The organism is Arthrobacter sp. Cza30, from assembly GCF_059090765.1.
Window position 1 is genome coordinate 277,577 of the sequence record NZ_JBNHGA010000001.1, and the last position, 21,565, is coordinate 299,141.

Annotated in this window: 19 protein-coding genes; 15 read left to right on the forward strand and 4 right to left on the reverse strand. The window is 70.6% G+C overall.

Annotated elements, in window-relative coordinates:
* The first annotated feature begins 57 nt into the window (after positions 1 to 57).
* Positions 58 to 849: an EAL domain-containing protein gene (locus AC5RVZ_RS01175; RefSeq protein ID WP_494063957.1), complete on the forward strand. Its 792-nt coding sequence runs from the start codon at positions 58 to 60 to the stop codon at positions 847 to 849.
* On the opposite strand, the gene AC5RVZ_RS01180 is transcribed toward AC5RVZ_RS01175, so the two are convergent.
* Positions 834 to 1,091, reverse strand: a complete 258-nt coding sequence (locus AC5RVZ_RS01180; protein WP_494063958.1) for a hypothetical protein — start codon at positions 1,089 to 1,091, stop codon at positions 834 to 836. The two genes, AC5RVZ_RS01175 and AC5RVZ_RS01180, sit on opposite strands and share 16 nt — an antisense overlap.
* A gap of 52 nt (positions 1,092 to 1,143) precedes the next feature.
* Between AC5RVZ_RS01180 and AC5RVZ_RS01185 the strand changes: the two genes are divergently transcribed.
* The gene (locus tag AC5RVZ_RS01185; RefSeq protein WP_494063959.1) at positions 1,144 to 1,443 is read left to right on the forward strand and encodes a DUF7882 family protein; all 300 of its coding nucleotides are present in this window, start codon (positions 1,144 to 1,146) and stop codon (positions 1,441 to 1,443) included.
* Here the strand turns inward: AC5RVZ_RS01185 and AC5RVZ_RS01190 are convergent.
* On the reverse strand, positions 1,435 to 3,378 hold the full coding sequence (locus AC5RVZ_RS01190; protein ID WP_494063960.1) for a bifunctional diguanylate cyclase/phosphodiesterase: 1,944 nt from the start codon (positions 3,376 to 3,378) through the stop codon (positions 1,435 to 1,437). The two genes, AC5RVZ_RS01185 and AC5RVZ_RS01190, sit on opposite strands and share 9 nt — an antisense overlap.
* 179 nt (positions 3,379 to 3,557) lie before the next feature.
* Here AC5RVZ_RS01190 and AC5RVZ_RS01195 point away from each other — a divergent pair, with 179 nt between their 5' ends.
* From AC5RVZ_RS01195 to rocD, 7 genes are all read left to right on the forward strand, one after another.
* Positions 3,558 to 4,115 carry a hypothetical protein gene (locus AC5RVZ_RS01195; protein ID WP_494063961.1) on the forward strand — a complete coding sequence of 186 codons (558 nt, stop codon included), beginning with the start codon at positions 3,558 to 3,560 and terminating at the stop codon, positions 4,113 to 4,115.
* A gap of 101 nt (positions 4,116 to 4,216) precedes the next feature.
* Positions 4,217 to 7,984 (forward strand): proline dehydrogenase family protein, encoded by a 3,768-nt coding sequence (locus AC5RVZ_RS01200; RefSeq protein ID WP_494063962.1) that lies wholly within the window; start codon positions 4,217 to 4,219, stop codon positions 7,982 to 7,984.
* 116 nt (positions 7,985 to 8,100) lie between these two features.
* Complete coding sequence (locus tag AC5RVZ_RS01205) at positions 8,101 to 8,550, forward strand: hypothetical protein (RefSeq protein WP_494063963.1); 450 nt, start codon at positions 8,101 to 8,103, stop codon at positions 8,548 to 8,550.
* Positions 8,550 to 8,765, forward strand: a complete 216-nt coding sequence (locus AC5RVZ_RS01210; protein ID WP_494063964.1) for a helix-turn-helix transcriptional regulator — start codon at positions 8,550 to 8,552, stop codon at positions 8,763 to 8,765. The genes AC5RVZ_RS01205 and AC5RVZ_RS01210 overlap by 1 nt, the downstream gene beginning before the upstream one ends.
* A 1-nt stretch (position 8,766) precedes the next feature.
* Entirely contained in the window at positions 8,767 to 9,813 is a 1,047-nt protein-coding gene (locus AC5RVZ_RS01215) for an NAD(P)-dependent alcohol dehydrogenase (protein ID WP_494063965.1), read from the forward strand.
* 143 nt (positions 9,814 to 9,956) lie between these two features.
* Positions 9,957 to 10,871 (forward strand): dimethylargininase, encoded by a 915-nt coding sequence (ddaH, locus tag AC5RVZ_RS01220; RefSeq protein WP_494063966.1) that lies wholly within the window; start codon positions 9,957 to 9,959, stop codon positions 10,869 to 10,871.
* 12 nt (positions 10,872 to 10,883) lie between these two features.
* Entirely contained in the window at positions 10,884 to 12,110 is a 1,227-nt protein-coding gene (gene rocD / locus AC5RVZ_RS01225; RefSeq protein ID WP_494063967.1) for an ornithine--oxo-acid transaminase, read from the forward strand.
* A gap of 1 nt (position 12,111) precedes the next feature.
* On the opposite strand, the gene AC5RVZ_RS01230 is transcribed toward rocD, so the two are convergent.
* Positions 12,112 to 12,816: a FadR/GntR family transcriptional regulator gene (locus tag AC5RVZ_RS01230; protein ID WP_494063968.1), complete on the reverse strand. Its 705-nt coding sequence runs from the start codon at positions 12,814 to 12,816 to the stop codon at positions 12,112 to 12,114.
* Positions 12,817 to 12,995: 179 nt separating this feature from the next.
* A complete protein-coding gene (locus AC5RVZ_RS01235) occupies positions 12,996 to 14,048 on the reverse strand; it encodes an NAD(P)-dependent alcohol dehydrogenase (RefSeq protein ID WP_494063969.1) in 1,053 nt (350 codons plus the stop codon).
* A 257-nt stretch (positions 14,049 to 14,305) separates the two neighbouring features.
* Between AC5RVZ_RS01235 and AC5RVZ_RS01240 the strand changes: the two genes are divergently transcribed.
* The 6 genes from AC5RVZ_RS01240 to AC5RVZ_RS01265 all read left to right on the forward strand — a co-directional run bounded on the left by AC5RVZ_RS01240 (position 14,306) and on the right by AC5RVZ_RS01265 (position 21,551).
* Positions 14,306 to 15,337, forward strand: a complete 1,032-nt coding sequence (locus AC5RVZ_RS01240) for a zinc-dependent alcohol dehydrogenase family protein (protein WP_494063970.1) — start codon at positions 14,306 to 14,308, stop codon at positions 15,335 to 15,337.
* Positions 15,334 to 15,999 carry a DUF2291 family protein gene (locus AC5RVZ_RS01245; protein ID WP_494063971.1) on the forward strand — a complete coding sequence of 222 codons (666 nt, stop codon included), beginning with the start codon at positions 15,334 to 15,336 and terminating at the stop codon, positions 15,997 to 15,999. Before AC5RVZ_RS01240 ends, AC5RVZ_RS01245 begins: the two co-directional genes overlap by 4 nt.
* Entirely contained in the window at positions 15,996 to 17,525 is a 1,530-nt protein-coding gene (locus tag AC5RVZ_RS01250; RefSeq protein WP_494063972.1) for a sugar ABC transporter ATP-binding protein, read from the forward strand. The genes AC5RVZ_RS01245 and AC5RVZ_RS01250 overlap by 4 nt, the downstream gene beginning before the upstream one ends.
* Before the next feature lie 20 nt (positions 17,526 to 17,545).
* Positions 17,546 to 18,664, forward strand: a complete 1,119-nt coding sequence (locus AC5RVZ_RS01255) for an ABC transporter permease (RefSeq protein ID WP_494063973.1) — start codon at positions 17,546 to 17,548, stop codon at positions 18,662 to 18,664.
* A gap of 76 nt (positions 18,665 to 18,740) precedes the next feature.
* A complete protein-coding gene (locus AC5RVZ_RS01260; protein ID WP_494063974.1) occupies positions 18,741 to 19,733 on the forward strand; it encodes a D-ribose ABC transporter substrate-binding protein in 993 nt (330 codons plus the stop codon).
* Positions 19,734 to 19,826: 93 nt separating this feature from the next.
* Positions 19,827 to 21,551 (forward strand): dihydroxyacetone kinase family protein, encoded by a 1,725-nt coding sequence (locus AC5RVZ_RS01265; RefSeq protein ID WP_494063975.1) that lies wholly within the window; start codon positions 19,827 to 19,829, stop codon positions 21,549 to 21,551.
* The last annotated feature ends 14 nt before the right edge of the window (positions 21,552 to 21,565 follow it).

Sequence of the window (21,565 nt, forward strand, 5' to 3'; positions counted from 1 at the left end):
TCGACTATCATTTGTCCGATGTTGCGTGAATCCCGTCGTGTCACCGACGCTAAGGGGATGATCGATTCGCCCGTGCTGACGCGCGACCTGCGGATGGCCGTTGAGGACGACGGTCTCGCCGTGGCGTATCAGCCGATTTTCGAACTGGGGAACGGGCCTGGGAGCACCGCGCGTCTGACCGCGGTGGAGGCGCTGAGTCGGTGGGCGCATCCGTCGGTCGGCGAGGTCTCGCCCGACCGCTTCATCCGCCTGGCCGAGAGTGCGGGATTCCTGGACGCTCTGGACGAGTACGTCCTCGTGCACGCCGGTGAGCAGCTGCGCGTGTGGCAGGCGGCAGGCCACCGGCTGGGGCTGTCGGTCAACGCGTCGCCGTCGCACCTCACGGTCGCGTACGTCGACGTCATGCTCACGCGCCTGGACCACCTGAAGCTTCTGCCGGGCAGCCTGACGGTCGAGATCATCGAGGTGCCGTCGCCGCAGATCATCCCCGGCATGGCGGAAGCCTTCTCGCTGCTGCACGAGGCCGGTGTGGCGATCGCCATCGACGATTTCGGAGCCGGCGACACGACCTACGACATGCTGCGGATGCTGCCGATCGACGAGGTCAAGGTCGACCGCAGCCTCACTCAGAGCAGCAGCGGTGAAGCGGACGACACCGTCCACGAGGTCGTCGCCCTCGCAGCGGAGCACGGCTGGCGCGTCGTCGCCGAGGGGATCGAGACCGAAGCGGATCTCGAGCGGGCCCGCCGCCGCGGATGCCACCGCGGCCAGGGGTATCTGCTGGGCAGGCCGACGGGCCCGCAGGAGATCGAGGAAGTCCTGAACGGACGGGATCAGAGCGCGGTGTAGTGCCCGTCCGCGTCGTCGTCCTCGTCGGCCGCGGAGTTGTCCCCCACGTCGATCGTCGTCCAGGTGACAGGCATCCCGGGGGAGAACAGGATGTCGATGCCGGGGCCTCCGCGCAGACCCGGGATGTTGACGTACCCGCCGCCATCGCGGATCGCTTCGAGAACCTGCTGCTTGAGCGGGGTGACAGGATCGGGCAGGAAGTAGTCTCGCCCGTCGACTGTGAGCCGGTGCATGATCGCCATCCCTCCAGCGTAGCGGCGCGGAAGTGCCCGCTTCCCTCGTAGGATCGAAGGGATGGGTACTCTCCACTACGGCTCGCCTTCGGCCGAGTTCTCGATCGACGACCGCACGCTCGCACACCTCGAGCTGGTGATCGTGGCGAAGCTTCGCCGCAAGGAGGGCCTCGCCTTCTCGATCACCGACGAGACGACCCGCGTGCGTCAGGCCATCTGGCTGTCGCCCGCGGCGACGGTCCGGTTCGAGTACGACGCACCCATGCCCGAGATCAACCGGGTGTGGCTGCAGGAACTCGTCGAGGCGGCGAACTCGCCGACAGGTCTGCGCATCCTCGAGGAGCCCTCGACGTCAGCCTGACGCTCGAGCGCCGCCCTGCCGCTTCGCGCGGTACATCGCCGCGTCGGCGGCGGCCAGCAGCTGCGACGCGGTCCGGGCCTCGCTCACGGCGACGACCCCGGCCGACGCCGTCACCGCGATCGAGATGCCGCCCACGGCGATGGGCTCGGACACGGCGGCGAGCGCGCGCTCGGCCACCACGCCGGGATCGCCGACGTCGATGCACACCATCACGAACTCGTCCCCTCCCAGCCGCGCCACGACATCCGAGCCGCGGGCGAGGCCTGACAGGCGCCGGCCGACGGCGGCCAGCACCGCGTCACCGGCATCGTGGCCGTGCGTGTCGTTGACCGCCTTGAAGCCGTCGAGGTCGATGAACACGACGGAGACGTGCCCGCGCTCGCTCTCGAGCACCTGATCCAGCCGCTCGGCCAGGAAGCGACGGTTCCGCAGCCCCGTGAGGGCGTCGCGCATCGCGAGCTCCGCCAGCTCGGCCTGTGCGCGGCCCGCGAGAGCGCCGCGGATGTCGGCTCCCAGGGCGAAGGCATCCTGGGCGTGTGCGCCCCAGGGCAGGCACTGCCCGGTCACGCTCTCCCTCCATGCGGAGAACGAGCGCCGAGGAGACAGGTCGTGATCGCGGTTCGCGCTGGTCTGGTCCCCGAGCCATTCGACGGTGCGCGCCACCTCTTTCCGCAGGAAGACCAGCCGGTCATCGCCTTCGAGCGGCACCACGATGACACCCGCGATGCCGTCGAGCTCCGCGGCCAGGTCGGGCCGCTCACGGGGCAGCGCCTCCGACACGAAGCCGCCGTCTCCTGCGGCCGCGAGCAGGTCGGCCGTGCGCTCCAGCGGCGGCACGGAGCCGAGTGTGTGCAGGGCGCCGCTCAGCCTCAGCACCACGCCGTCAGCGGGCACGACATCCAGCACGGTGCTCGCGCCGCGCAGCAGGACGGAGGCGACGTCGACCGGGCCGTGCAGCGGCGCCGTGAGCGTCGCCCGTCGCGCGCGCGCTCCGAGCTCGCGGCGAAGGCGGGTGATCTCCTCAGCCGCGGTGAGCTGCATCGTGAGCTGGCTCGCGAGCACTTCGAGCGCTCGCCGCAGGAGCACCGGCACCCGACGCGGCGTCCGGTGCGCGCACGTGATCATCCCGACCAGCCGCTCCTCGGCCACCAGGGAGAACGAGACGGTGGAAGCCTGACCCATGTTGCGCATGAACTGCAGGTGGTGCGCAGACACCGCGCGCAGCTCGGTCGGTCCCAGGTCGACCGGTTCCGCGCTCGGAAGGAGCGTGCGCACCTCCCGCCCGGGGTCCTCGGTGTCGGCGATGAGCCGCGAGCGCTTCTCGACGTACAGCGCGCGCGCCTGAACCGGGATGTCGGAGGCGGGGAAGTGAAGACCCAGGTAGGGCTCCATGTCGGACTCCCGTGCATCGGCGACGACCTGACCGTGGCCGTCGTCGTGGAAGCGGTACACCATGACGCGGTCGAACCCGATGAGCCGCTTGATCTCGTCCGCTGCGCGCACCCGGAGCTCGTCGGGATCGGTCACGGAGGCCAGCCGCTGGATGGCGCCGACCACCCCCGTCCGCACGTACTCCAGGTCAGGGACGACCGGCTCCAGCTCGACCAGCAGCGGCGCCGTGGCGCGATGCGTGATGACGTCGTAGGACCGGCCCTCGATCACGACCCGCACCGGGTCCACGGCCACGCCGTGCGCGACCGCCCGGTCCAGCACGCCGTCGCCCACGTCCGCGATCGGACGCCCCAGCCAGCCGGCCGCGTTGTCGCTGGCCACGACGACCGTGCTGGTGCCTTCCTCCACGCCGAGCAGCATCCCGTGCGACTGGATGCGACCGATCGTGCGGATGGGCTCGGCGGCGCACTCCTCCAGCCGCCTCCGCTCGCCGCTGTCACGGAGGGAATCGCTGTGGAACGACAGTGCCGGGTGGTCCGTCACAGCGCCTCCTTCGGGGACGGCTCTCCGGCGTCACCGGCGAAGCCCTCCCATCGTAGGGCGAGGATCGCCGGACTACTCCAACGCCGTTGCACGCGCAAGGGCGTTGCCGGTGGGTCGAAGGCGGCGCTTTCGTGGACCGTGGGAGCGTCGCGACAGTCGGCGCCGAGGAAGGAGGGACCGTGGACGCCACCACCATCATCTGGATCATCGTCGGCATCGCCATCGTCCTGGTCATCGTGGTCGTCGCGCTGCTGCTGATCTCGCGGGCGCGCGGGGAGCGCCATCGCACCGCCCAGCACCAGAAGGCGGAGCGCCTGCGCGAGGAAGCGCGCGAGACCGACCTGCGGGCCCGCGAGCACGAGGCCGAGGTCGCACGGGCGCGTGCCGAGGCGTCCGCGGCGACCGCCGCAGCCGAGGCCGCACGCGCACGCGCCGCGGAGGCGTCGCTGGACGCCGACCGTCGGGCCGGCACGATCGACGAGCACACCTCGAACGCCGAGAAGCTGCGTGCAGAGCAGGCCGAGAAGCTCCGGAAAGCCGACGACGTCGACCCGTTCGTGCAGACCGATGCCGGCCAAGGCGACCGACGTGTCGACGGCGCCGGCGACCACACCGGTGCGGCGGATCGGCCCGCGGCGGACGCGACGGGTCGCCGGGACGGCGACCACTCGCCGGCGGACCGCGGCCCGACCGACGCCACGACCGATCATCCGCCGATCCGCCGCGACCCGGCGTAGCGATGCTCGTCGCGGTGTGACTGCCCGCGGCGGCGCATCCGACCCGACACTCCCGCCGAGAACGGGCTGCGACAGCCCCGGCAGACCGTAGGCTTGTCGCCATGGTGACCGACCTCTACGAGGGGGACACCGACCGCCCGGCCCCCGGCGACGACCTCGCCGCGCGTGCCGTCGCACTGGCGCAGCGGTGGATCACCGAGAGTGCCGAGGTCGAGGTGGACCCCGCAGCCGAGCGACTGGCCGGCGTGCTGAAAGACCGCAACGGTCTGCCTTTCACGATCGGCTTCGTGGACGGCGTGATGCGTCCGGAGAGCCTCGCCGCCGCGGCATCCAATCTGCATCGCGTCGCGCCGCTCGTCCCCGAGTTCCTGCCGTGGTACCTGCGACAGGCGGTGCGGATCGGCGGCGCGGTGGCGCCGGTGCTGCCCGCGCCGGTCGTGCCGGTCGCTCGTCGAGTGCTGCGCGAGATGGTCGGACACCTCGTGGTGGACGCGCGGCCCGAGAAGCTCGGCCCGGCGCTGGAGAAGATCCGCGAGTCCGGTGCGCGCCTGAACCTCAACCTGCTCGGGGAAGCCGTGCTCGGCGAGGAGGAGGCGCTTCGGCGGCTGGAGGGCATCCACGAGCTCATCCGCCGGCCGGACGTCGACTACGTGTCGGTCAAAGTGTCGGCCATCGCCAGTCACATCTCGATGTGGGCGTTCGACGAGGTGGTGGACCGGGTCGTCGAGCGACTGATGCCGCTCTACCTCACCGCCGCGCGTCCTTCCACGGCATCCGGCGGGACGACCTTCATCAACCTGGACATGGAGGAGTACCGCGATCTCGATCTGACGATCGCGGTGTTCACCCGGCTCCTGGAGGATCCTCGTCTGCACGGGCTGGAAGCCGGCATCGTGCTCCAGGCCTACCTGCCCGACGCCCTTCCGGCGCTTCAGGAGCTGACGGCCTGGGCGCGGCAGCGGCGGGCGGCCGGTGGTGCGCGCATCAAGATCCGCCTCGTGAAGGGCGCGAACCTGGCCATGGAACGGGTCGACGCGGTGATGCACGGCTGGTCGCCCGCGACCTACGACGCCAAGGTCGACACCGACGCCAACTACGTGCGGTGCCTGCGCTTCGCTCTGCAGCCGGAGAACACCGCCGCGGTGCGGGTCGGGGTCGCCGGCCACAACCTCTTCGACATCGCGTTCGCCTGGCTGCTCGCGGGCGCGACCGGCGTGCGTGCCGACGTCGAGTTCGAGATGCTCCTCGGGATGGCGCAGGGCCAGGTCGCCGCGGTCTCGCGCGAAGTCGGGCACGTGCTGCTGTACGTGCCGGTGGTCCGCCCCGACGAGTTCGACGTCGCCATCAGCTACCTGGTGCGGCGCGTGGAGGAGAACGCCTCGAGCGACAACTTCCTGTCCGCGGCGTTCGACCTCGCCGAGGACCCGGCGATGTTCGCGCGGGAGCGGGACCGCTTCCTGGCCTCGCTCGACCGCGCCGACGACCCCTCGCTCCCGATCGGTCCGCGTCGCCTCCAGGACCGCACCGCCACGGCGGGCGAACCGCCCCGCGAGCAGGCGAGACGTGTGCGGCCTGCGGCCGAGGAGGAGCAGGCGGGCCTCACGCAGGCCGTCATCGGCATCGCCCGCTCGGCGATCGCCGAGCAGGCGGCTGGCGAGACGACCCCCGTCGCGCCGCTCGTGCCCGAGCAGGTCTTCGGCGGAGTGCCGTTCGTCGAGACGGCGGTGTTCTCGCCGCGCGAGAGCGACGCGCCCGTGGGCGGCGTCGCGGGCTTCCGCAACGCACCCGACAGCGACCCGGCTCTGCCGGCCAACCGGGCGTGGGCGCGCGACATCCTGGCGCGGATCGAGAGCTCCCGCGCCGGAGACGCCACGATCGCCGCCGCCCGGGTGACCGACGAGGCGGCGCTCCGGCTCATCGTGCAGCGCGTCCGGGACGCCGCCGGCATGTGGGGCACCACCCCCGCGGCCGACCGCGCGAGCGTGCTCGCAGGAGCCGCGCAGGCCCTGGAGCGGCGGCGTGGCGAGCTCATCGAGGTCGCGGCGTCCGAGACCGGGAAGGTGTTCTCGGAGGCCGACGTCGAGGTCAGCGAGGCCGTCGATTTCGCCAACTACTACGCCGCGTCGGCGCGCGAACTGGACCGCGTGAGCGGTGCGATGTTCGAGCCGGCACGCCTGACCGTCGTCACGCCGCCGTGGAACTTCCCGATCGCGATCCCCGCGGGCGGCGTGCTCGCCGCGCTCGCCGCCGGCTCGGGCGTCGTGTTCAAGCCCGCGCCGCAGGCGCGCCGCTGCGCCGCCGTGGTCGCCGAGGCGCTGTGGGAGGCCGGCGTGCCGCGCGACCTGCTCGCGCTGGTCGACATCGAGGAGGGCGCGCTCGGGCAGACGCTCATCTCGCATCCCGACGTCGACCGGGTCATCCTGACCGGCTCGTGGGAGACGGCGGCCCTCTTCCGGTCGTGGCGGCCGGAACTGCCGCTGCTCGCCGAGACCAGCGGCAAGAACGCGATGATCGTCATGCCCTCCGCGGACCTCGATCTCGCGGCATCCGACCTGGTCAAGAGCGCCTTCGGGCACGCCGGCCAGAAGTGCTCGGCCGCGTCGCTGGCGATCCTGGTCGGACCGGTCGGGCATTCGCGGCGGTTCGCGCGCCAGCTCGTCGACGCCACGAGGTCGCTGCGGATCGGCCCGCCTTCGGATCCGCTGTCCGAGGTCGGACCCGTCATCGAGCCGCCGAGCGGCAAGCTGGAGTGGGCCCTGACGACCCTCGAGGAGGGTGAGCGCTGGCTTCTCGAACCGGATCTGCTCGACGTCGACCCCGAGTACCGTGGCCGCCTGTGGTCGCCCGGCATCCGCACGGGCGTGCAGCCGGGGTCGCGCTTCCACCGCGAGGAGTTCTTCGGACCCGTCCTGGGCATCATGCATGCCAGGTCGCTGTCGCACGCGATCGAGCTGCAGAACGCGGTGGCGTACGGCCTGACCGCAGGCTTGTACACCCAGAACCCGGACGACCTCGCCCTGTGGCTGGATCGGGTCGACGCGGGGAACCTCTACGTCAACCGCGGCACGACGGGCGCCATCGTGCAGCGTCAGCCGTTCGGCGGATGGAAGCGCTCGTCGGTCGGGCCGGGCGCCAAGGCGGGCGGACCGAACTACCTCGTGGGCCTGGGGCGCTGGCGGCCGACCGCGGGCGGGCCCGCCTCGGCCACGCTGCACCTCCGAGGCCTGGACACGCGCATCACGTCGGTGATCGAGGCGGCGCAGCCGTCGCTGGACTACGAGTCCTTCGAGTGGCTGCGGCGCGGGGCGCTCTCGGATGCCATCGCGTGGGACCGCGAGTTCGGCCGCGTGCGCGACGTCACGGGTCTCGGCGTCGAGCGCAACCTCTTCCGCTATCGTCCGGTCGGTTCCGTGGCGCTGCGCGCGACATCGGATGCCACGTGGCAGGCGGTGCTGCGCGTCGCGATCGCCGGCATCCGCGCGGGATCCGCGCTGACCCTCAGCGCCCCGGTCGGCCTGCCCGCGTCGGCACGGCGTGCGCTCAGCGACCAGGGCGTCGGGGTGTTCGTCGAGACCGATGAGCAGTGGATCGAGCGCATCACCGCAGCGGGCGGAACCGTCGCCGCCGGCGAGGACGAGCCGCAGCCCCGCCCGTCCCGGGTGCGCCTCATCGGTCCGCGCGATTCCGTCGACGCGCTGCATCGTCGTCTCGCGGTCGCCGTCCACGGCGACCCCGACCTCTCCGTCTACGACAACGAGGTCACCACCGCGGGGCGGCTGGAGCTGCTGCCGTTCCTGCGCGAGCAGTCCGTCACGATCACCGCTCACCGCTTCGGCAACCCCGACCGGTGGTCCGAGGACGTCATCTGAGCACAGCCCGACCCGTTCGTTCCTGTCGGGCTCGGCGGCCGCCATGCACGGCCATGTAAAAGATGTTTGACACCGAGGTCGGCGACGCCTAGTCTCACGTGTAAACAATCTTTTACATGGAGGAGGCGGTCGTGGTCTATCAGGAACGCAACGTCTGGTCGAGTCTCATCGTGAGCGTGGTGGCCATGATCGCGTACGCGGCCGTCGTCCTGACCGAGGCAGCCGGCGGCGCGTTGACGGATGTCGAGTGGGTGCCGATCATGCTGTGGACCATCGGCGGCAGCATCGCCGCGTCGATCGTGATCAGCATCGTGTGGGGCATCCTCGCGGGAATGCGGGATCCCGACGGGGTCGGCGCCTCCGACCAGCGCGATCGCGACATCGCCCACATGAACACGCGCGTCGGTCAAGCCTTCCTCGTGCTCGCCGGGCTCGGCGTGATCGCGCTGTGCATCCTCGAGTCCGACTGGTTCTGGATCGCCAGCACCATGTTCTACGGCTTCGGGCTCTCGTCCATCGTGGGCGGCATCGCGAGCGTCACCGCGTACCGGCGCGGGCTCGCCTGATGGTCAAGCCGACGAAGGTCACGAACTCCGTCCGCTCCGTGCGCGAGGACGCAGGCATGACGCAGGCTGAGCTCGCCCGCCGCGTCGGGGTGACCCGTCAGACCCTCATCGCGATCGAGCAGGGCAGGTACTCGCCCTCGCTCGAGCTCGCATTCCAACTCGCCCGCGCGTTCGGCGTCGGGCTGGACGATCTCTTCTCGTATCCGGAGGACTGACATGGACACCCCATCGACGACGGCTGCCGCGCGCCGCCATCCCGACGTCATGACAGCGTGGCGGCAGGAGCGCTACGGCGACGCGGATGTCGTGACGCTGCAGCCGGTCCCCACACCGGCGCCCGGACGCGGGCAGGTTCTGGTCCGGCCCCTGGCCGTCGGCCTCAACAGCGGCGACATCCACGTCATGCGCGGCGAGCCGCTCCTCGTGCGCGCCGCGTTCGGGGTGCGCCGCCCGCGTCAGCCGGTGCGGGGCATGGATGCCGCGGGCACCGTGATCGCCGTCGGCGACGGGGTGAAGGACGTCGTCGTCGGCGACGAGGTGGTCGGCGAGCTGCCGGCCGGCGGGGGGCTGGCGGGCTTCGCCATCGCGCCGGCCTCGCGACTGGTCCGGCGCCCCCGTGCGCTCAATCCCGTCGTCGCGGCATCCCTTCCCATCGCCGCCGGCACCGCCTGGCAGGCGCTGGACCGCGCCGGCGTCCCCGAGCAGGCGACCTCCACGTCGCCGCGGCGCGTCCTGGTCATCGGCGCCTCCGGCGGGGTGGGCACATTCGCCGTGCAGCTCGCCGCGCTCCGCGGCGCTGACGTGTGGGCGCTGTGCGGTGAGCGCAACCGGCGACTCGTCGAAGGACTGGGCGCCGCCCGGACCTTCGACTACCGCGCGGTGCAGCCCGGCGCACCCGAACTGGGCGAGGGGCGCTTCGATGCCGTCATCGACATCGCCGGGACGGCACCGGTTCGCACGCTCCAGCGGCTGGTCCGCCACGGAGGCGCCGCCGTGCTCGTCGCAGGAGAGGGTGGCCGTGTGCTCGGGCCGGTGGGACGCATCGCATCGGCCGCGGTCCTCTCGCTGGCATCCCGGCGTCCGCTGCGTCCCCTCGCCGCCACGGCGAAACCCGAAGTGCTCCGTCGCCTCCTCGACCTCACCACGGAAGGCCGCCTGCGTCCCGTGATCGAGCGGGTGTACGCCTTCGAGGACGCCGCCGCCGCGCTGGCACATGTCGCCGCCGGGCACACCGTCGGCAAGGTGGTCGTCGCGGCGAGCTGACGACAGACTGTTTCCAGGCGCTGCACAGGCGACGTGAGAGAATGGCTTCGGCGTGCCCGGGTCGCCCTCCGACGAGCTCGAGAACCGAGACAGGAGGCCGCCGGGCCTCTGGACAGCGTCCGCCGCCCTTCGCAAGGAGATCGATGTCCACGCAGAACACCGCGCCCGCTTCGACAAGCTCAGCGACCGAGAACCTCGACTCGGCGACGGAGAGCCTCGGCGTCGCCGAGAGGGTGCAGCAGCACCGCCGCTACCTGATGTGCCGCCCCGAGCACTTCACGGTGAGCTACTCCATCAACCCGTGGATGGAGCCGAAGAACCCGACCGACACGGCGCTCGCACTGCGCCAATGGCAGACCCTGTACGACGCCTACATCGAGCTGGGGCACGAGGTGCACCTCATCGACCCCATCCCGGGCCTGCCCGACATGGTCTACACGGCCAACGGCGGGTTCCTCATCGACGGCGTCGCGTACGGTGCGAAGTTCCGCTATCCCGAGCGGATGCCGGAGGGGCCGGCGTTCATGGCATGGTTCCGGGACAACGGCTTCGACGTGGTCGAGCCCGTCGAGGTGAACGAGGGGGAGGGCGACTTCCTGCTCGTCGGCGACACCATCCTGGCCGGAACCGGCTTCCGCTCGACCGGCGACAGCCACCGTGAGATCGCCGACGTGTTCGGCCGCGAGGTGCTCAGCCTCACCCTCGTGGACCCGCGGTTCTACCACCTCGACACCGCCATCTCGGTGCTCGACCCGGTGGAGGGCCCTGGCGGCGTCGACCGGGCGAACATCGCCTACCTTCCCGGCGCCTTCGACCAGCGCAGCCAGGACATCCTCGCCGAGCGCTATCCCGATGCGATCCGCGTCGCGGATGCCGACGGCGCCGTCTTCGGTCTCAATTCGGCCAGCGACGGGCGCAATGTGATCATCTCGCCCCGCGCGACCGGCTTCGAGGCACAGCTGCGCGAGCGCGGCTACAACCCGGTACTCGTCGACCTGTCCGAGCTGCTGCTCGGCGGCGGCGGCATCAAGTGCTGCACGCTCGAGCTGCGGCGCTGACAGGAGACGACCATGACCTCGCTATCGACCTCGCCCGACACCACCACGGTCCGCGTCATCGCCGGTGAAGAGGAGCACGTCGCCCGCAACTACGCGCCGCTTCCCGTCGTGATCGCACGCGGCGAGGGCGCGTGGGTGACGGATGTGGAGGGCAAACGCTACCTCGATCTGCTCTCGGCCTACTCGGCGCTGAACTTCGGGCACGCGCATCCCGCGCTGCTGGCCGCCGCGCAGGAACAGCTCAACCGCCTGACGCTGACCAGCCGGGCCTTCCACAACGACCGGCTGGGCTCCTTCGCTGCCGCTCTTGCCACGCTGTGCGGCAAGGAGATGGTGCTTCCCATGAACACCGGCGCCGAAGCCGTCGAGACGGGCATCAAGGTGGCACGGGCGTGGGGATACCGCGTCAAGGGCGTCACGCCCGACTCCGCGACCATCGTGGTCGCGCACGGCAACTTCCACGGCCGCACCACGACGATCGTGGGCTTCAGCGATGATCCCGACGCGCGCAACGACTTCGGTCCCTTCGCCCCCGGCTTCGTCCACGTGCCCTTCGGCGACGCGGCCGCCATCGAGGCGGCCATCGACGAGACGACCGTCGCGGTGCTCATCGAGCCCATCCAGGGCGAGGCGGGGATCGTCCTGCCCCCGCAGGGATACCTGCGTGAGGTGCGGGAGATCTGCACCCGCCGCAACGTCCTGTTCATCGCCGACGAGATCCAGTCGGGCCTCGGCCGGGTCGGCGAGACGTTCGCCTGCGACCGCGAAGAGGTCGTGCCCGACGTGTACCTGCTCGGCAAGGCCCTGGGAGGGGGCATCCTTCCGGTGTCGGCGGTCGTCGCCGATCGGGATGTGCTGGGGGTGCTGCGCCCCGGCGAGCACGGCTCGACGTTCGGCGGGAACCCGCTCGCGTCCGCGGTGGGCCTGCGCGTGGTCGAGATGCTGCAGTCCGGGGAGTTCCAGCAGCGTGCGAAGCTGCTCGGCGAGCACATGGACACGAAGCTGCGGGAGCTCATCGGGCACGGCGTCACGGCGGTCCGCTCCGCCGGGCTGTGGGCGGGTATCGACATCGATCCCGCCGTCGCGTCGGGGCGCGAGATCGCAGAGCGTCTGATCGCCCGAGGCGTGCTGGTCAAGGACACGCACGGCCACACCATCCGCATCGCCCCGCCGCTGGTCATCCGGGCGACGGAGATCGACTGGGCTGTCGAGCAGCTGCGCGTCGTCCTCGCCGGCTGACTCAGGCGGTGCGGCTCAGGCGTGAGTGCGCCGGCGGGCCGCCGAAGTGCCGGCGCATGGCCCTGCGCGCGCGTTCCGGATCGCGCGCCTCGATCGCGTCCACGATCTCGTAGTGGACCCGATCGGTCAGCTGCGTGGATTCAGAGTCGGCCGCCGCGCCGGCGACCTCCCGCCGCCGCGCCGCGATGTCATCGCGCAGCACCGGGCGCAGTCCCTCCTCGAGGAAGCGCAGCACCGAGTTGTCCACCATCGCCTGAAGGTGCTCGTGGAACGCCACGTCGGCATCTCGGGCGCCCGTTTCGTCGCCGGCCTCGTGCGAGGCCACCATGCGGTCCACGTCCCGGCGCAGAGCCGTGACCTGGGCGGGCGTGGCGTGCCGTGCCGCCGCCTCGGCGATCGCCTCCTCGAGCAGGACGCGTGACTCGGCGAACTCCGCGTCGGTGAGGTATCCCAGTGCGCGGGCGATCGTGAAGAAGGTGCGCACGAAGTCGTACGGCGGCTTCGTCAGGTAGGTGCCTCGCCCTTGCGTGCGTCGAAGGAATCCCAGTCGCTCCAGCACGGCGAGCCGTTCCCTGAGCGCGCCCCGGCTGACTCCCAGCGCCTCGCACAGCTCCCGTTCGGGTGGAAGACGGCGCTTGCCGGTGTCCTTGTCGGCGGTCGAAAGCTCGAGCAGGCGCGCGACGAACGCGTCCAATTGTTCAGGCACGAGTACCCCCCCAGGTCCCCAGTGACGGCCGCCCTCCCCAGGACCGGCCTTCCTGCATGCTACACAGCGACCGCCGACGCGGTCCAACGCTCGCTCAGAACACCTGCACCGGAACGCTCGTGCCACCCGGTGGCGCCATTGGGCGCCGGCGCTGCCACGGGGTCTGCGGCCGGGCGCCCTCAGTCCTGCGTCGGCACCACCACGGACTTGATGGTCGACGGGTTCGCCGTGGACTCCAGCGCCTCGCGCACCGCCCCCAGGCCGAACGTGCCCGTGACCATCCGGTCCAGATCCACCTGCCCGCTGGCCACGAGCGCGACGGCCGTGGGCCACGTGTTGGCGTAGCGGAAGACGCCCGTGACGACGAGCTCCTTGTTCTGGATGGCGGTGATGGGAAGCGGCACCTCGGGCAGCCCCATGCCGACGAGCACGGCGCGCCCCGCGGGCCGGAGCGCCTGGATGCCCGCCTTCACGGCGGACGCGGCCCCCGAGGCGTCGGCGAACGAGTCCACGCCCGCGACGGCGGCCTCGAAGTCGGGGCTGCTGGGGTCCACGACCGAGGTCGCACCGAACGAGAGCGCGGCGGCGCGCCGGTCCTCGGCGATGTCCGACACGATCACCTCGGCAGCGCCGTACGCGCGCGCAACCTGGGCGATCGCGATGCCGACCGGACCGGCGCCGGTCACCAGCACGCGGTCGCCGGGGGAGAACTGCGCCTTGCGCGCGGTCGCGATCGCCACGGAGAGCGGCTCCATGAGCGCTGCGGCGTGGTCGCTGACGCTGTCGGGGATCGCGTGGGCGAAGTGGCTCTGGATGGTCACGTACTCCTGGAACGCGCCGTCGGTTCCCGGCACCGCGTAGAACTCCATGTGCGGGTCGAGGTTGTAGTCGCCGCGCAGCGTTTCGCGGGAGGTGGTCGACGGATGCTGCGGCTCGATCGAGACGCGCTCGCCGATCCGACCCGGGTCCACGTCGTCGCCGATCGCCACGATCGTGCCGCCGGACTCATGGCCGAGCACGAGCGGCTCGGTCACCACCCAGTCGCCGAGATGCCCGTCCTTGTAGAAGTGCACGTCGCTGCCGCACACGCCGACCGCCGTCACTCGCACGAGCACCTCGTCGGGACGCGGCACCGGCACCGGGCGCTCCTCCAGCGCGATCTCGCCGGCGCGGACCAGAACGGCCGCGCGCATGCGACCGGAGTCGGCGGGTGCGTCCGTGAGGGTGCTCATGTGGGTCTCCTTCGACGGGTGCGTGGGATCGACCAGCTGCGGTCTCGGATCCAGTTTGACACGGATATGTGATGTTCTTATGGTGTATCTCACGTGATCACGTGACAAGATCACAGGAAAGATAACACAAGGCTCATCGGCCTTGTGCCGCGCGGACATCAGCCCGAAAGTTCGATGCCACCGCGCGGGACAGCGAGAACGCCACCGTCGCCGTGACCTCCGGCCCACCGACGGCGATGGCCCAAACGGGAGCAAAGATGCGCGCAGTTGTATTCACGTCGGAAGGCGAGTTGGCACTCGAAGAGCGCCCCATGCCGACGCCCGGCTACAAGGAGATCCTCATCGAGACCGCCGCGGTCGGTATCTGCGGAACCGACACGCATGTCTTCGACGGCGAGTTCGAGGGGACGGTGTTCCCGCTCGTGCCGGGACATGAGGCGACGGGCACGATCGTGGCCCTCGGCGAGGGTGTGAACGACGGCGTGTTCGACTTCCAGGTGGGCGACCACGTGGCCGTCAACCCGAGCACCACGTGCGGCGAGTGCGAGTTCTGCCAGAACGGCCACCAGAACCTGTGCCGGTTCTGGAACGGCCTCGGCGTCGTGGCCTCGGATGGCGCGTCGCAGCAGTACTTCACGGCCCCCGCCGGGAACGTCTACAAGCTCAAGCCCGAGACCGACCTGTACGAGGCCGCGCTCATCGAGCCGCTCGCGTGCGCGATCCGTGGATGGGACGTGCTGCCGCGTCGCCTCGGCGACCACGTGCTGGTCTACGGCGCCGGGACCATGGGCCTCATGATGGCGCAGCTGGCGAAGAAGGCCGGGGCGGCCACCGTCACGATCGTCGACCTCAACGAGGCCCGTCTCCAGACCGCCGCCGAGTGCGGGATCGAGCTGCGCTACACCAGCGCCGACGACGCCGACCGTGAGAAGTGGGACGTCGTCATCGACTGCACCGGCAACATCCGCGCGATCGAGGACGCCCTGACCCGCGTCAAGCCGGCCGGCTACTTCCAGGACTTCGGTGTCGCGCCCGCCGACAAGACGGCGCAGTTCTCGCCCTTCCGCGTCTACCGCGACGAGATCACCATCGTCGGCACCATGGCGGTCCTGAATTCCTTCGGCCGCGCCGTCGAGCTCTTCGAGGCGGGTGCGATCAACGCCAAGGCGATGATCAGCCACTCCTTCACGCTGGACGACTACTCGGACGCGCTGGAGATGTTCCGCCGCGGCGAGGGCCGCAAGCTGCAGATCCGCCCGAACGACACCGAATCGCGGGTCTTCCTGTGAGCGCCGCGACGGCTGCGTCGGCCACGACGCCCCGCAAGAAGCTCTCCACCGGTGCCAAGCGCGGCATCTGGATCGGTGTCATCGCGCTCGTCGTCCTCGGCGTGATCCTCGGAACCAAGGTCGTCAGCAACGACGACGCCTCCCTGCAGGGCGCGCAGGAGTTCAACCCTGCCACCTTCGGTGCCGAGAACTTCCCGCAGATCCAGGAGGCGATCGCCGAGCGCGCCACCGACGCCACCACCCTCGCAGAGGCGATCGCGGCCGATCCCGCGGCGGCCGCCGAGGAGTACGCCGTCGCCAGCTCCGGCGGCCCGGTGTACAGCGTCACCTTCACCGGCGTGGTCGGCGAAGGGCAGTCCGGCATCTACGAGGTCGACGTCGAAGGCGTTCCCGACGACCTGCTGATCCGGGTGCAGACCGGTCCGGCCATCAACGGCACCGAGCTGCGCGACGCGACCGGCGAGATCACGTTCGGCCAGTTCACCAACCAGATCGACTACCAGAACGCCGCCGCGGCTCTGAACGAGGAGCTCAAGGCGCAGGTGCTCGCGGATGTCGACACCACGGCGCTGACGGGCAGGACGATCACGGTGACCGGCGCGTTCACCCTCATCAACCCGGCATCCTGGCTGGTCACGCCCACCGAGATCGAGGTCTCATGAGCGAGACGACCCACTTCAACGACGTCGTCCTCGAAGCGCGGAACATCGTCAAGACGTACGGCGGCACGCGGGCGCTCAAGGGCGTGAACTTCGAGATCCGACAGGGCACCGTCACGACGCTGTTCGGCGAGAACGGCGCCGGGAAGTCGACGCTCATGAAGATCCTCTCGGGCGTCGAGCAGCCGACCTCCGGCGAGATCGTCCTCGACGGCGAACCGGTCGTCTTCGCCTCGACCACCGACGCGCAGGCCCGCGGCATCTCGATCATCCACCAGGAGCTGAGCCTCGCGCCGAACCTGTCGGTGCGAGACAACATCTTCATGGGTCGCGAGATCACCGGTCCGTTCGGCGTGGACTACGCCGAGGAGGCCCGGCAGACCAAGGCGCTGCTGCAGGAGCTCCAGCTGCCGATCGAGCCGGACACGCTCGTGGCGGATCTCCGCGTCGGTCAGCAGCAGATCGTCGAGATCGCCCGTGCGCTCTCCGTGAACTCGCGGATCCTCATCATGGACGAGCCGACGTCCGCCCTGGCCGCAGCCGAGGTCGAGGTGCTCTTCGGCATCATCCGCGACCTCCTCGCACGCGGCGTCGCGATCGTCTACATCTCGCACCATCTCGAGGAGGCGCTCGAGCTCACCGATCACGCGGTGGTCCTTCGCGACGGCACGATGACCGCGCGCGGCGAGCGTGAGGACATCGACCTCGAGTGGATCGTCCGCAACATGGTGGGCGAGAACTTCGACCTCGGGTCTCCGCCGACGGGCTACGACTTCGGCGACAAGGTGCTCAGCATCCGCAATCTCACGGTCGTGGACCGCGAGAACCCGGAGCGCGCGATCGTGAACGGCCTGAACCTCGATGTCCGGGCCGGTGAGGTCGTGTGCATCTACGGCCTCATGGGAGCCGGACGCACCGAGCTGCTGGAGGCGATCGCCGGCAAGGAGCCGGTCGCCGGCGGCGACATCCTGCTCGACGGCGCCTCGATCCTCTCCGACACCATCGCGGAGCGGATCGCGGACGGCATCGGGCTGGTGCCGGAGGACCGTCAGCGCGACGGGCTCGTGCAGACCTTCGACGTCGGCACGAACCTCACTCTTGCGAGCTTGGATCGGAGCCTGAACCGGGGTGCGATCTCGCGGCGCGTCGAGAAGAAGCGCGCGCTGGACCTGATCCGCGCCGTCACGGTCAAGACCCCTGGTCCTGACCTCCCGATCGGCGCCCTCTCCGGCGGCAACCAGCAGAAGGTCGTCATCGGCAAGATCGTCGCGACGAACCCGCGCGTCATGCTGCTGGACGAGCCGAGCCGTGGCATCGACGTCGGCGCGAAGGGTGAAGTCTTCCGTCTCCTCGCCGAGCGCGCCCGCGAAGGCCTCGCGGTCGTGTACTCCACGTCCGAAGTGGGCGAGTGCTTCAGCATCGCCCACCGCATCATCGTGATGCGCCGCGGCCGGATCTCGGCCGAGTTCACGCCGGACGCCACCAAAGACATGATCATGGCCGCTTCCGGCGAAGCCGTGGCCGCCTGACGCCCAGAACGGATCGCACAATGACGACGACGACAACGACCATCCTCGAGAACAAGAAGAGGTTCTCGATCGCGAAGCTCCTGCTGGAAGGGCGGGCGTTCCTCGCGCTCATCCTCATCATCGTGGTGTTCTCGCTGCTGTCACCGAACTACCTCACGGTCGACAACATCCTCATCATGGCCTCGCACGTGGCCATCTACGCGCTGCTGGGCATGGGCATGCTCATGGTGATCCTCAACGGCGGGATCGACCTGTCGGTCGGTTCGACGCTCGGCTTCTCTGCCGTGATCGCCGGCTTCCTGCTGCAGGGCGTGCCCATCAACATCTTCGGCATCACACTCTTCCCGAGCGTGCCGGTCGTCGTGCTGCTCTCGTGCGGCGTGGGTGCGCTCGTGGGCCTGGTCAACGGCATCCTGGTGTCGAAGTTCAAGGTCGCGCCGTTCGTCGCGACGCTGGGCATGCTGTACGTCGTGCGCGGCCTCGCGCTGCTCATGACCAACGGTCTGACGATCAACGACCTGGCGGGCGAGCCCGAGCTGGGCAACACCGGCTTCGAGTGGCTCGGCTTCAACCGCATCCTGAACATCCCCATCGGCGTCATCATCATGGGCATCGTCGCGGTCATCCTCGGCTATGTCCTGGGACGGACGAAGTTCGGCCGCTGGCTGTACGCGTCGGGCGGCAACGAGCGCGCGGCCGAGCTGTCGGGTGTGCCGGTGAAGAAGGTCAAGATCTACGTGTACGTGATCTCCGGCGTGTGCGCCGCGATCGCCGGCCTCATCCTGGCATCGACGCTCACCAGCGCCAGCCCCACCGCCGGCAACACGTACGAGCTGACCGCGATCGCCGCCGTGGTCATCGGGGGCGCCGCCCTCAGCGGCGGGCGCGGCAACATCCGCGGCACCCTGCTGGGCGCGTTCGTCATCGGCTTCCTCTCCGACGGCCTCGTCATCGTCGGCGTGTCGGCCTACTGGCAGATGGTCTTCATGGGCGCCGTGATCGTCGTGGCCGTCCTGCTGAACACCCTCCAGTACGGACGCCGTCGTCGCCCCGCCGCGACGACGACCCCCTCCGCCCCGTCGGCCCCCACCCCGGTGGCGGCCACACAGGGATCCTCCACGTCGGGACAGGGCGCCTAGGCCACGGCCACGAGCCCCCTGACCGCGAAATCGGCATCGAAGAACGCTGCCGAGCCACCAAGAAAGGACACATCACATGCTGCGCAAGAAGGCGCTTGCCGCCCTCGCTGCCGCGGGCGCGCTGGTTCTGGGCCTCACCGCCTGCTCCAGCGGCAACACGGCGGGCTCGGGCGAGACCTCGGGTGGATCGGGTGAGGCCGGCGGCCTCATCACGATCATCGTGAACGACCCGGCCAACCCCTACTGGAAGACCGAAGGCGACATCGCCGCGGCCACCGCCGAGGAGCTCGGATACGAGACCACGGTGGGCGCCCACAAGGGCGACACCAACACCGAGAACACCCTGATCGACACCGCGATCTCGAACAAGTCGGTGGCCATCATCCTCGACCCGGCGAACGCCGACGGCTCCATCGCCGCGGTGAAGAAGGCCGATGCTGCCGGCATCCCGGTCTTCCTCGTCAACGCGGAGATCAACGAGTCGGGCCTTGCCAAGGCGCAGCTCGTGTCGAACAACGCCCAGGGCGCCGCGCTCGGCGCCCAGGAGTGGGTGCGCCTCATGGGCGAGAAGGGCAACTACGTCGAACTGTTCGGCGCGCCCTCGGACAACAACGCCCAGACCCGCTCCAACGGCTACACCACGGTGATCAGCCAGTACCCCGAGCTCGCCCAGGTGGGCAAGGAGGTCGCCGACTGGGACCGCACCAAGGGTCACGACAAGATGCAGTCGCTGCTGCAGGCGAACTCCGCCATCAACGGCGTGATCGCCGGCAACGACGAGATGGCCCTCGGCGCGATCGCCGCGCTGAAGGAGGCCGGCCGGCTTCAGGACATCGTGGTCGGCGGCTTCGACGGCTCGCCCGACGCGGTGGACGCCATCAAGGCCGGCGAGCTGGCCTACACGGTGCTGCAGCCCGTCGCCACGTTCTCGGAGGAGGCCGTCCGCCTCGCCGACGAGTTCATCCGCACGGGTGAGGCTCCGGAGACCGAGAAGCAGTCGTTCGACTGCATCCTGATCACCAAGGACAACGTCGACAGCATGACGGGTGCCTTCACCTTCGAAGGCTGACGACGACAAGCCGGCCGCGCGCTCCCGTGCGGCCGAACGGGGGCGGGTGCCACTCGCATCCGCCCCCGTCCCCCTTCTACTTCAAGAGGCACCATGAGCTACGTTCTGAACGATCCCGCCGATTTCGCCGACGAGTCCGCCGCGGGCTTCGTGGCAGCCCATCGCGATCTCGTCCGGCGGGTTCCCGGCGGTGTCGCCCGGGCGACGGCCACCCCTGCCGGCCAGGTCGCGGTCGTGATCGGCGGCGGATCCGGACACTATCCGGCCTTCGCCGGCCTGGTCGGTCCCGGTCTGGCGCACGCCGCCGCCATGGGGAACGTCTTCGCCTCGCCCAGCGCCCAGCAGGTCTACAGCGTCGCCAAGTCCGTCGCGACCGAGGCGGGCGTCCTGCTGAGCTACGGGAACTACGCCGGTGACGTGCTGAACTTCGACCAGGCGCAGGAGCGCCTGAACGCCGAGGGCATCCCGTGCCGCACCGTCCGCGTCACCGACGACATCTACAGCGCCCCCCGCGACGAGCGCGACAAGCGCCGCGGGATCGCCGGCGACCTGGCGGTGTTCCGCGCCGCCGCATGGGCCGCCGAGCAGGGCTACGACCTCGACGGCGTGTATGACGTGGCCTCCCGTGCCAACGACCGCACCCGCTCCTTCGGCGTCGCCTTCACCGGCTGCACGCTGCCCGGCGCGAGCGAGCCGCTCTTCACCGTGCCCGCCGGCCAGATGGCGGTCGGCATGGGCATCCACGGCGAGCCGGGGATCGGCATCCGCCCGCTGGCGACCGCCGCCGAGCTCGGCCGGCTCTTCGTCGAGGCGCTGCTGGAGGAACGACCCGACGACGTCGCCGCCGCAGACGGCGCCCGCGTCGCGGTGATCCTTAACGGCCTCGGCTCGGTGAAGTCCGAAGAGCTGTTCGTCATCTACGCGACCGTCGCCGAGCAGCTCGAAGCCGCCGGCCTCACGATCGTCCAGCCCGAGGTCGGCGAGTACGCGACGAGCTTCGAGATGGCCGGTGTCTCGCTGACGCTGCTGTGGCTCGACGACGAGCTCGAGGCGGCGTGGAACGCCCCCACCTACACCCCGGCCTACCGCAAGGGCACACGCGATCTCACCGGCTCCATCGCCGGTGAGGAGGCGGTCGCGGATGCCGCCGACGAGATCCCCGCGGCCAGCGACGACTCGATCGCGGCCGGTCGCGCCGTCCGGGCCGTCGTGGAGGCCATCCGCGACGTGATCGACCGCGAGGCGGACGAACTCGGCCGCCTCGACGCGATCGCGGGCGACGGCGACCACGGCATCGGCATGCAGCGCGGGGCGCGGGCCGCCGCGGAGGAGGCGGCGCGGGCCGTGGACCTCGGCGCGGGCGCCGGCACGGTGCTCGCCCTCGCGGGCGACGCCTGGGCGCTCAAGGCCGGCGGCACCTCCGGTGCGCTGTGGGGTGCGGGGCTGCGCGCTGCCGGCGAGCGCATCGGCGATGCGCAGGCTCCGGACGCGGCCGTCGTGGCCGAGGCCGTCGAGGCGGCGCGCGCAAAGGTGCAGGGCTACGGCAAGGCGCAGGTGGGCGACAAGACCCTCGTGGACGCTCTCGTCCCGTTCACCGAATCGCTGCAGCGGCGCGTGGCCGCCGGCGAGGCGCTGCCCCGCGCCTGGGAGGCGGCCGCAGCGGATGCGACCGCCGCCGCCGAGGCCACCGCCTCGCTCATGCCGCGCATGGGACGCGCGCGGCCTCACATGGAGAAGAGCGTCGGAACCCCCGACCCGGGAGCGATCTCGTTCGCTCTCGCAATGACCGCGGCAGCCGCGGTCCTGGCGAACGACTGAGAACAGGAGTCAGA

Excerpts from the sequence above, each read along its gene's own strand:
- AC5RVZ_RS01175 (WP_494063957.1), top strand. The coding sequence starts at position 58 with ATGATCGATTCGCCCGTGCTGACGCGCGACCTGCGGATGGCCGTTGAG.
- AC5RVZ_RS01180 (WP_494063958.1), bottom strand. The coding sequence starts at position 1,091 with ATGGCGATCATGCACCGGCTCACAGTCGACGGGCGAGACTACTTCCTG.
- AC5RVZ_RS01185 (WP_494063959.1), top strand. The coding sequence starts at position 1,144 with ATGGGTACTCTCCACTACGGCTCGCCTTCGGCCGAGTTCTCGATCGAC.
- AC5RVZ_RS01200 (WP_494063962.1), top strand. The coding sequence starts at position 4,217 with ATGGTGACCGACCTCTACGAGGGGGACACCGACCGCCCGGCCCCCGGC.
- AC5RVZ_RS01205 (WP_494063963.1), top strand. The coding sequence starts at position 8,101 with ATGGAGGAGGCGGTCGTGGTCTATCAGGAACGCAACGTCTGGTCGAGT.
- AC5RVZ_RS01210 (WP_494063964.1), top strand. The coding sequence starts at position 8,550 with ATGGTCAAGCCGACGAAGGTCACGAACTCCGTCCGCTCCGTGCGCGAG.
- AC5RVZ_RS01215 (WP_494063965.1), top strand. The coding sequence starts at position 8,767 with ATGGACACCCCATCGACGACGGCTGCCGCGCGCCGCCATCCCGACGTC.
- ddaH (WP_494063966.1), top strand. The coding sequence starts at position 9,957 with ATGTCCACGCAGAACACCGCGCCCGCTTCGACAAGCTCAGCGACCGAG.
- rocD (WP_494063967.1), top strand. The coding sequence starts at position 10,884 with ATGACCTCGCTATCGACCTCGCCCGACACCACCACGGTCCGCGTCATC.
- AC5RVZ_RS01235 (WP_494063969.1), bottom strand. The coding sequence starts at position 14,048 with ATGAGCACCCTCACGGACGCACCCGCCGACTCCGGTCGCATGCGCGCG.
- AC5RVZ_RS01240 (WP_494063970.1), top strand. The coding sequence starts at position 14,306 with ATGCGCGCAGTTGTATTCACGTCGGAAGGCGAGTTGGCACTCGAAGAG.
- AC5RVZ_RS01250 (WP_494063972.1), top strand. The coding sequence starts at position 15,996 with ATGAGCGAGACGACCCACTTCAACGACGTCGTCCTCGAAGCGCGGAAC.
- AC5RVZ_RS01255 (WP_494063973.1), top strand. The coding sequence starts at position 17,546 with ATGACGACGACGACAACGACCATCCTCGAGAACAAGAAGAGGTTCTCG.
- AC5RVZ_RS01260 (WP_494063974.1), top strand. The coding sequence starts at position 18,741 with ATGCTGCGCAAGAAGGCGCTTGCCGCCCTCGCTGCCGCGGGCGCGCTG.
- AC5RVZ_RS01265 (WP_494063975.1), top strand. The coding sequence starts at position 19,827 with ATGAGCTACGTTCTGAACGATCCCGCCGATTTCGCCGACGAGTCCGCC.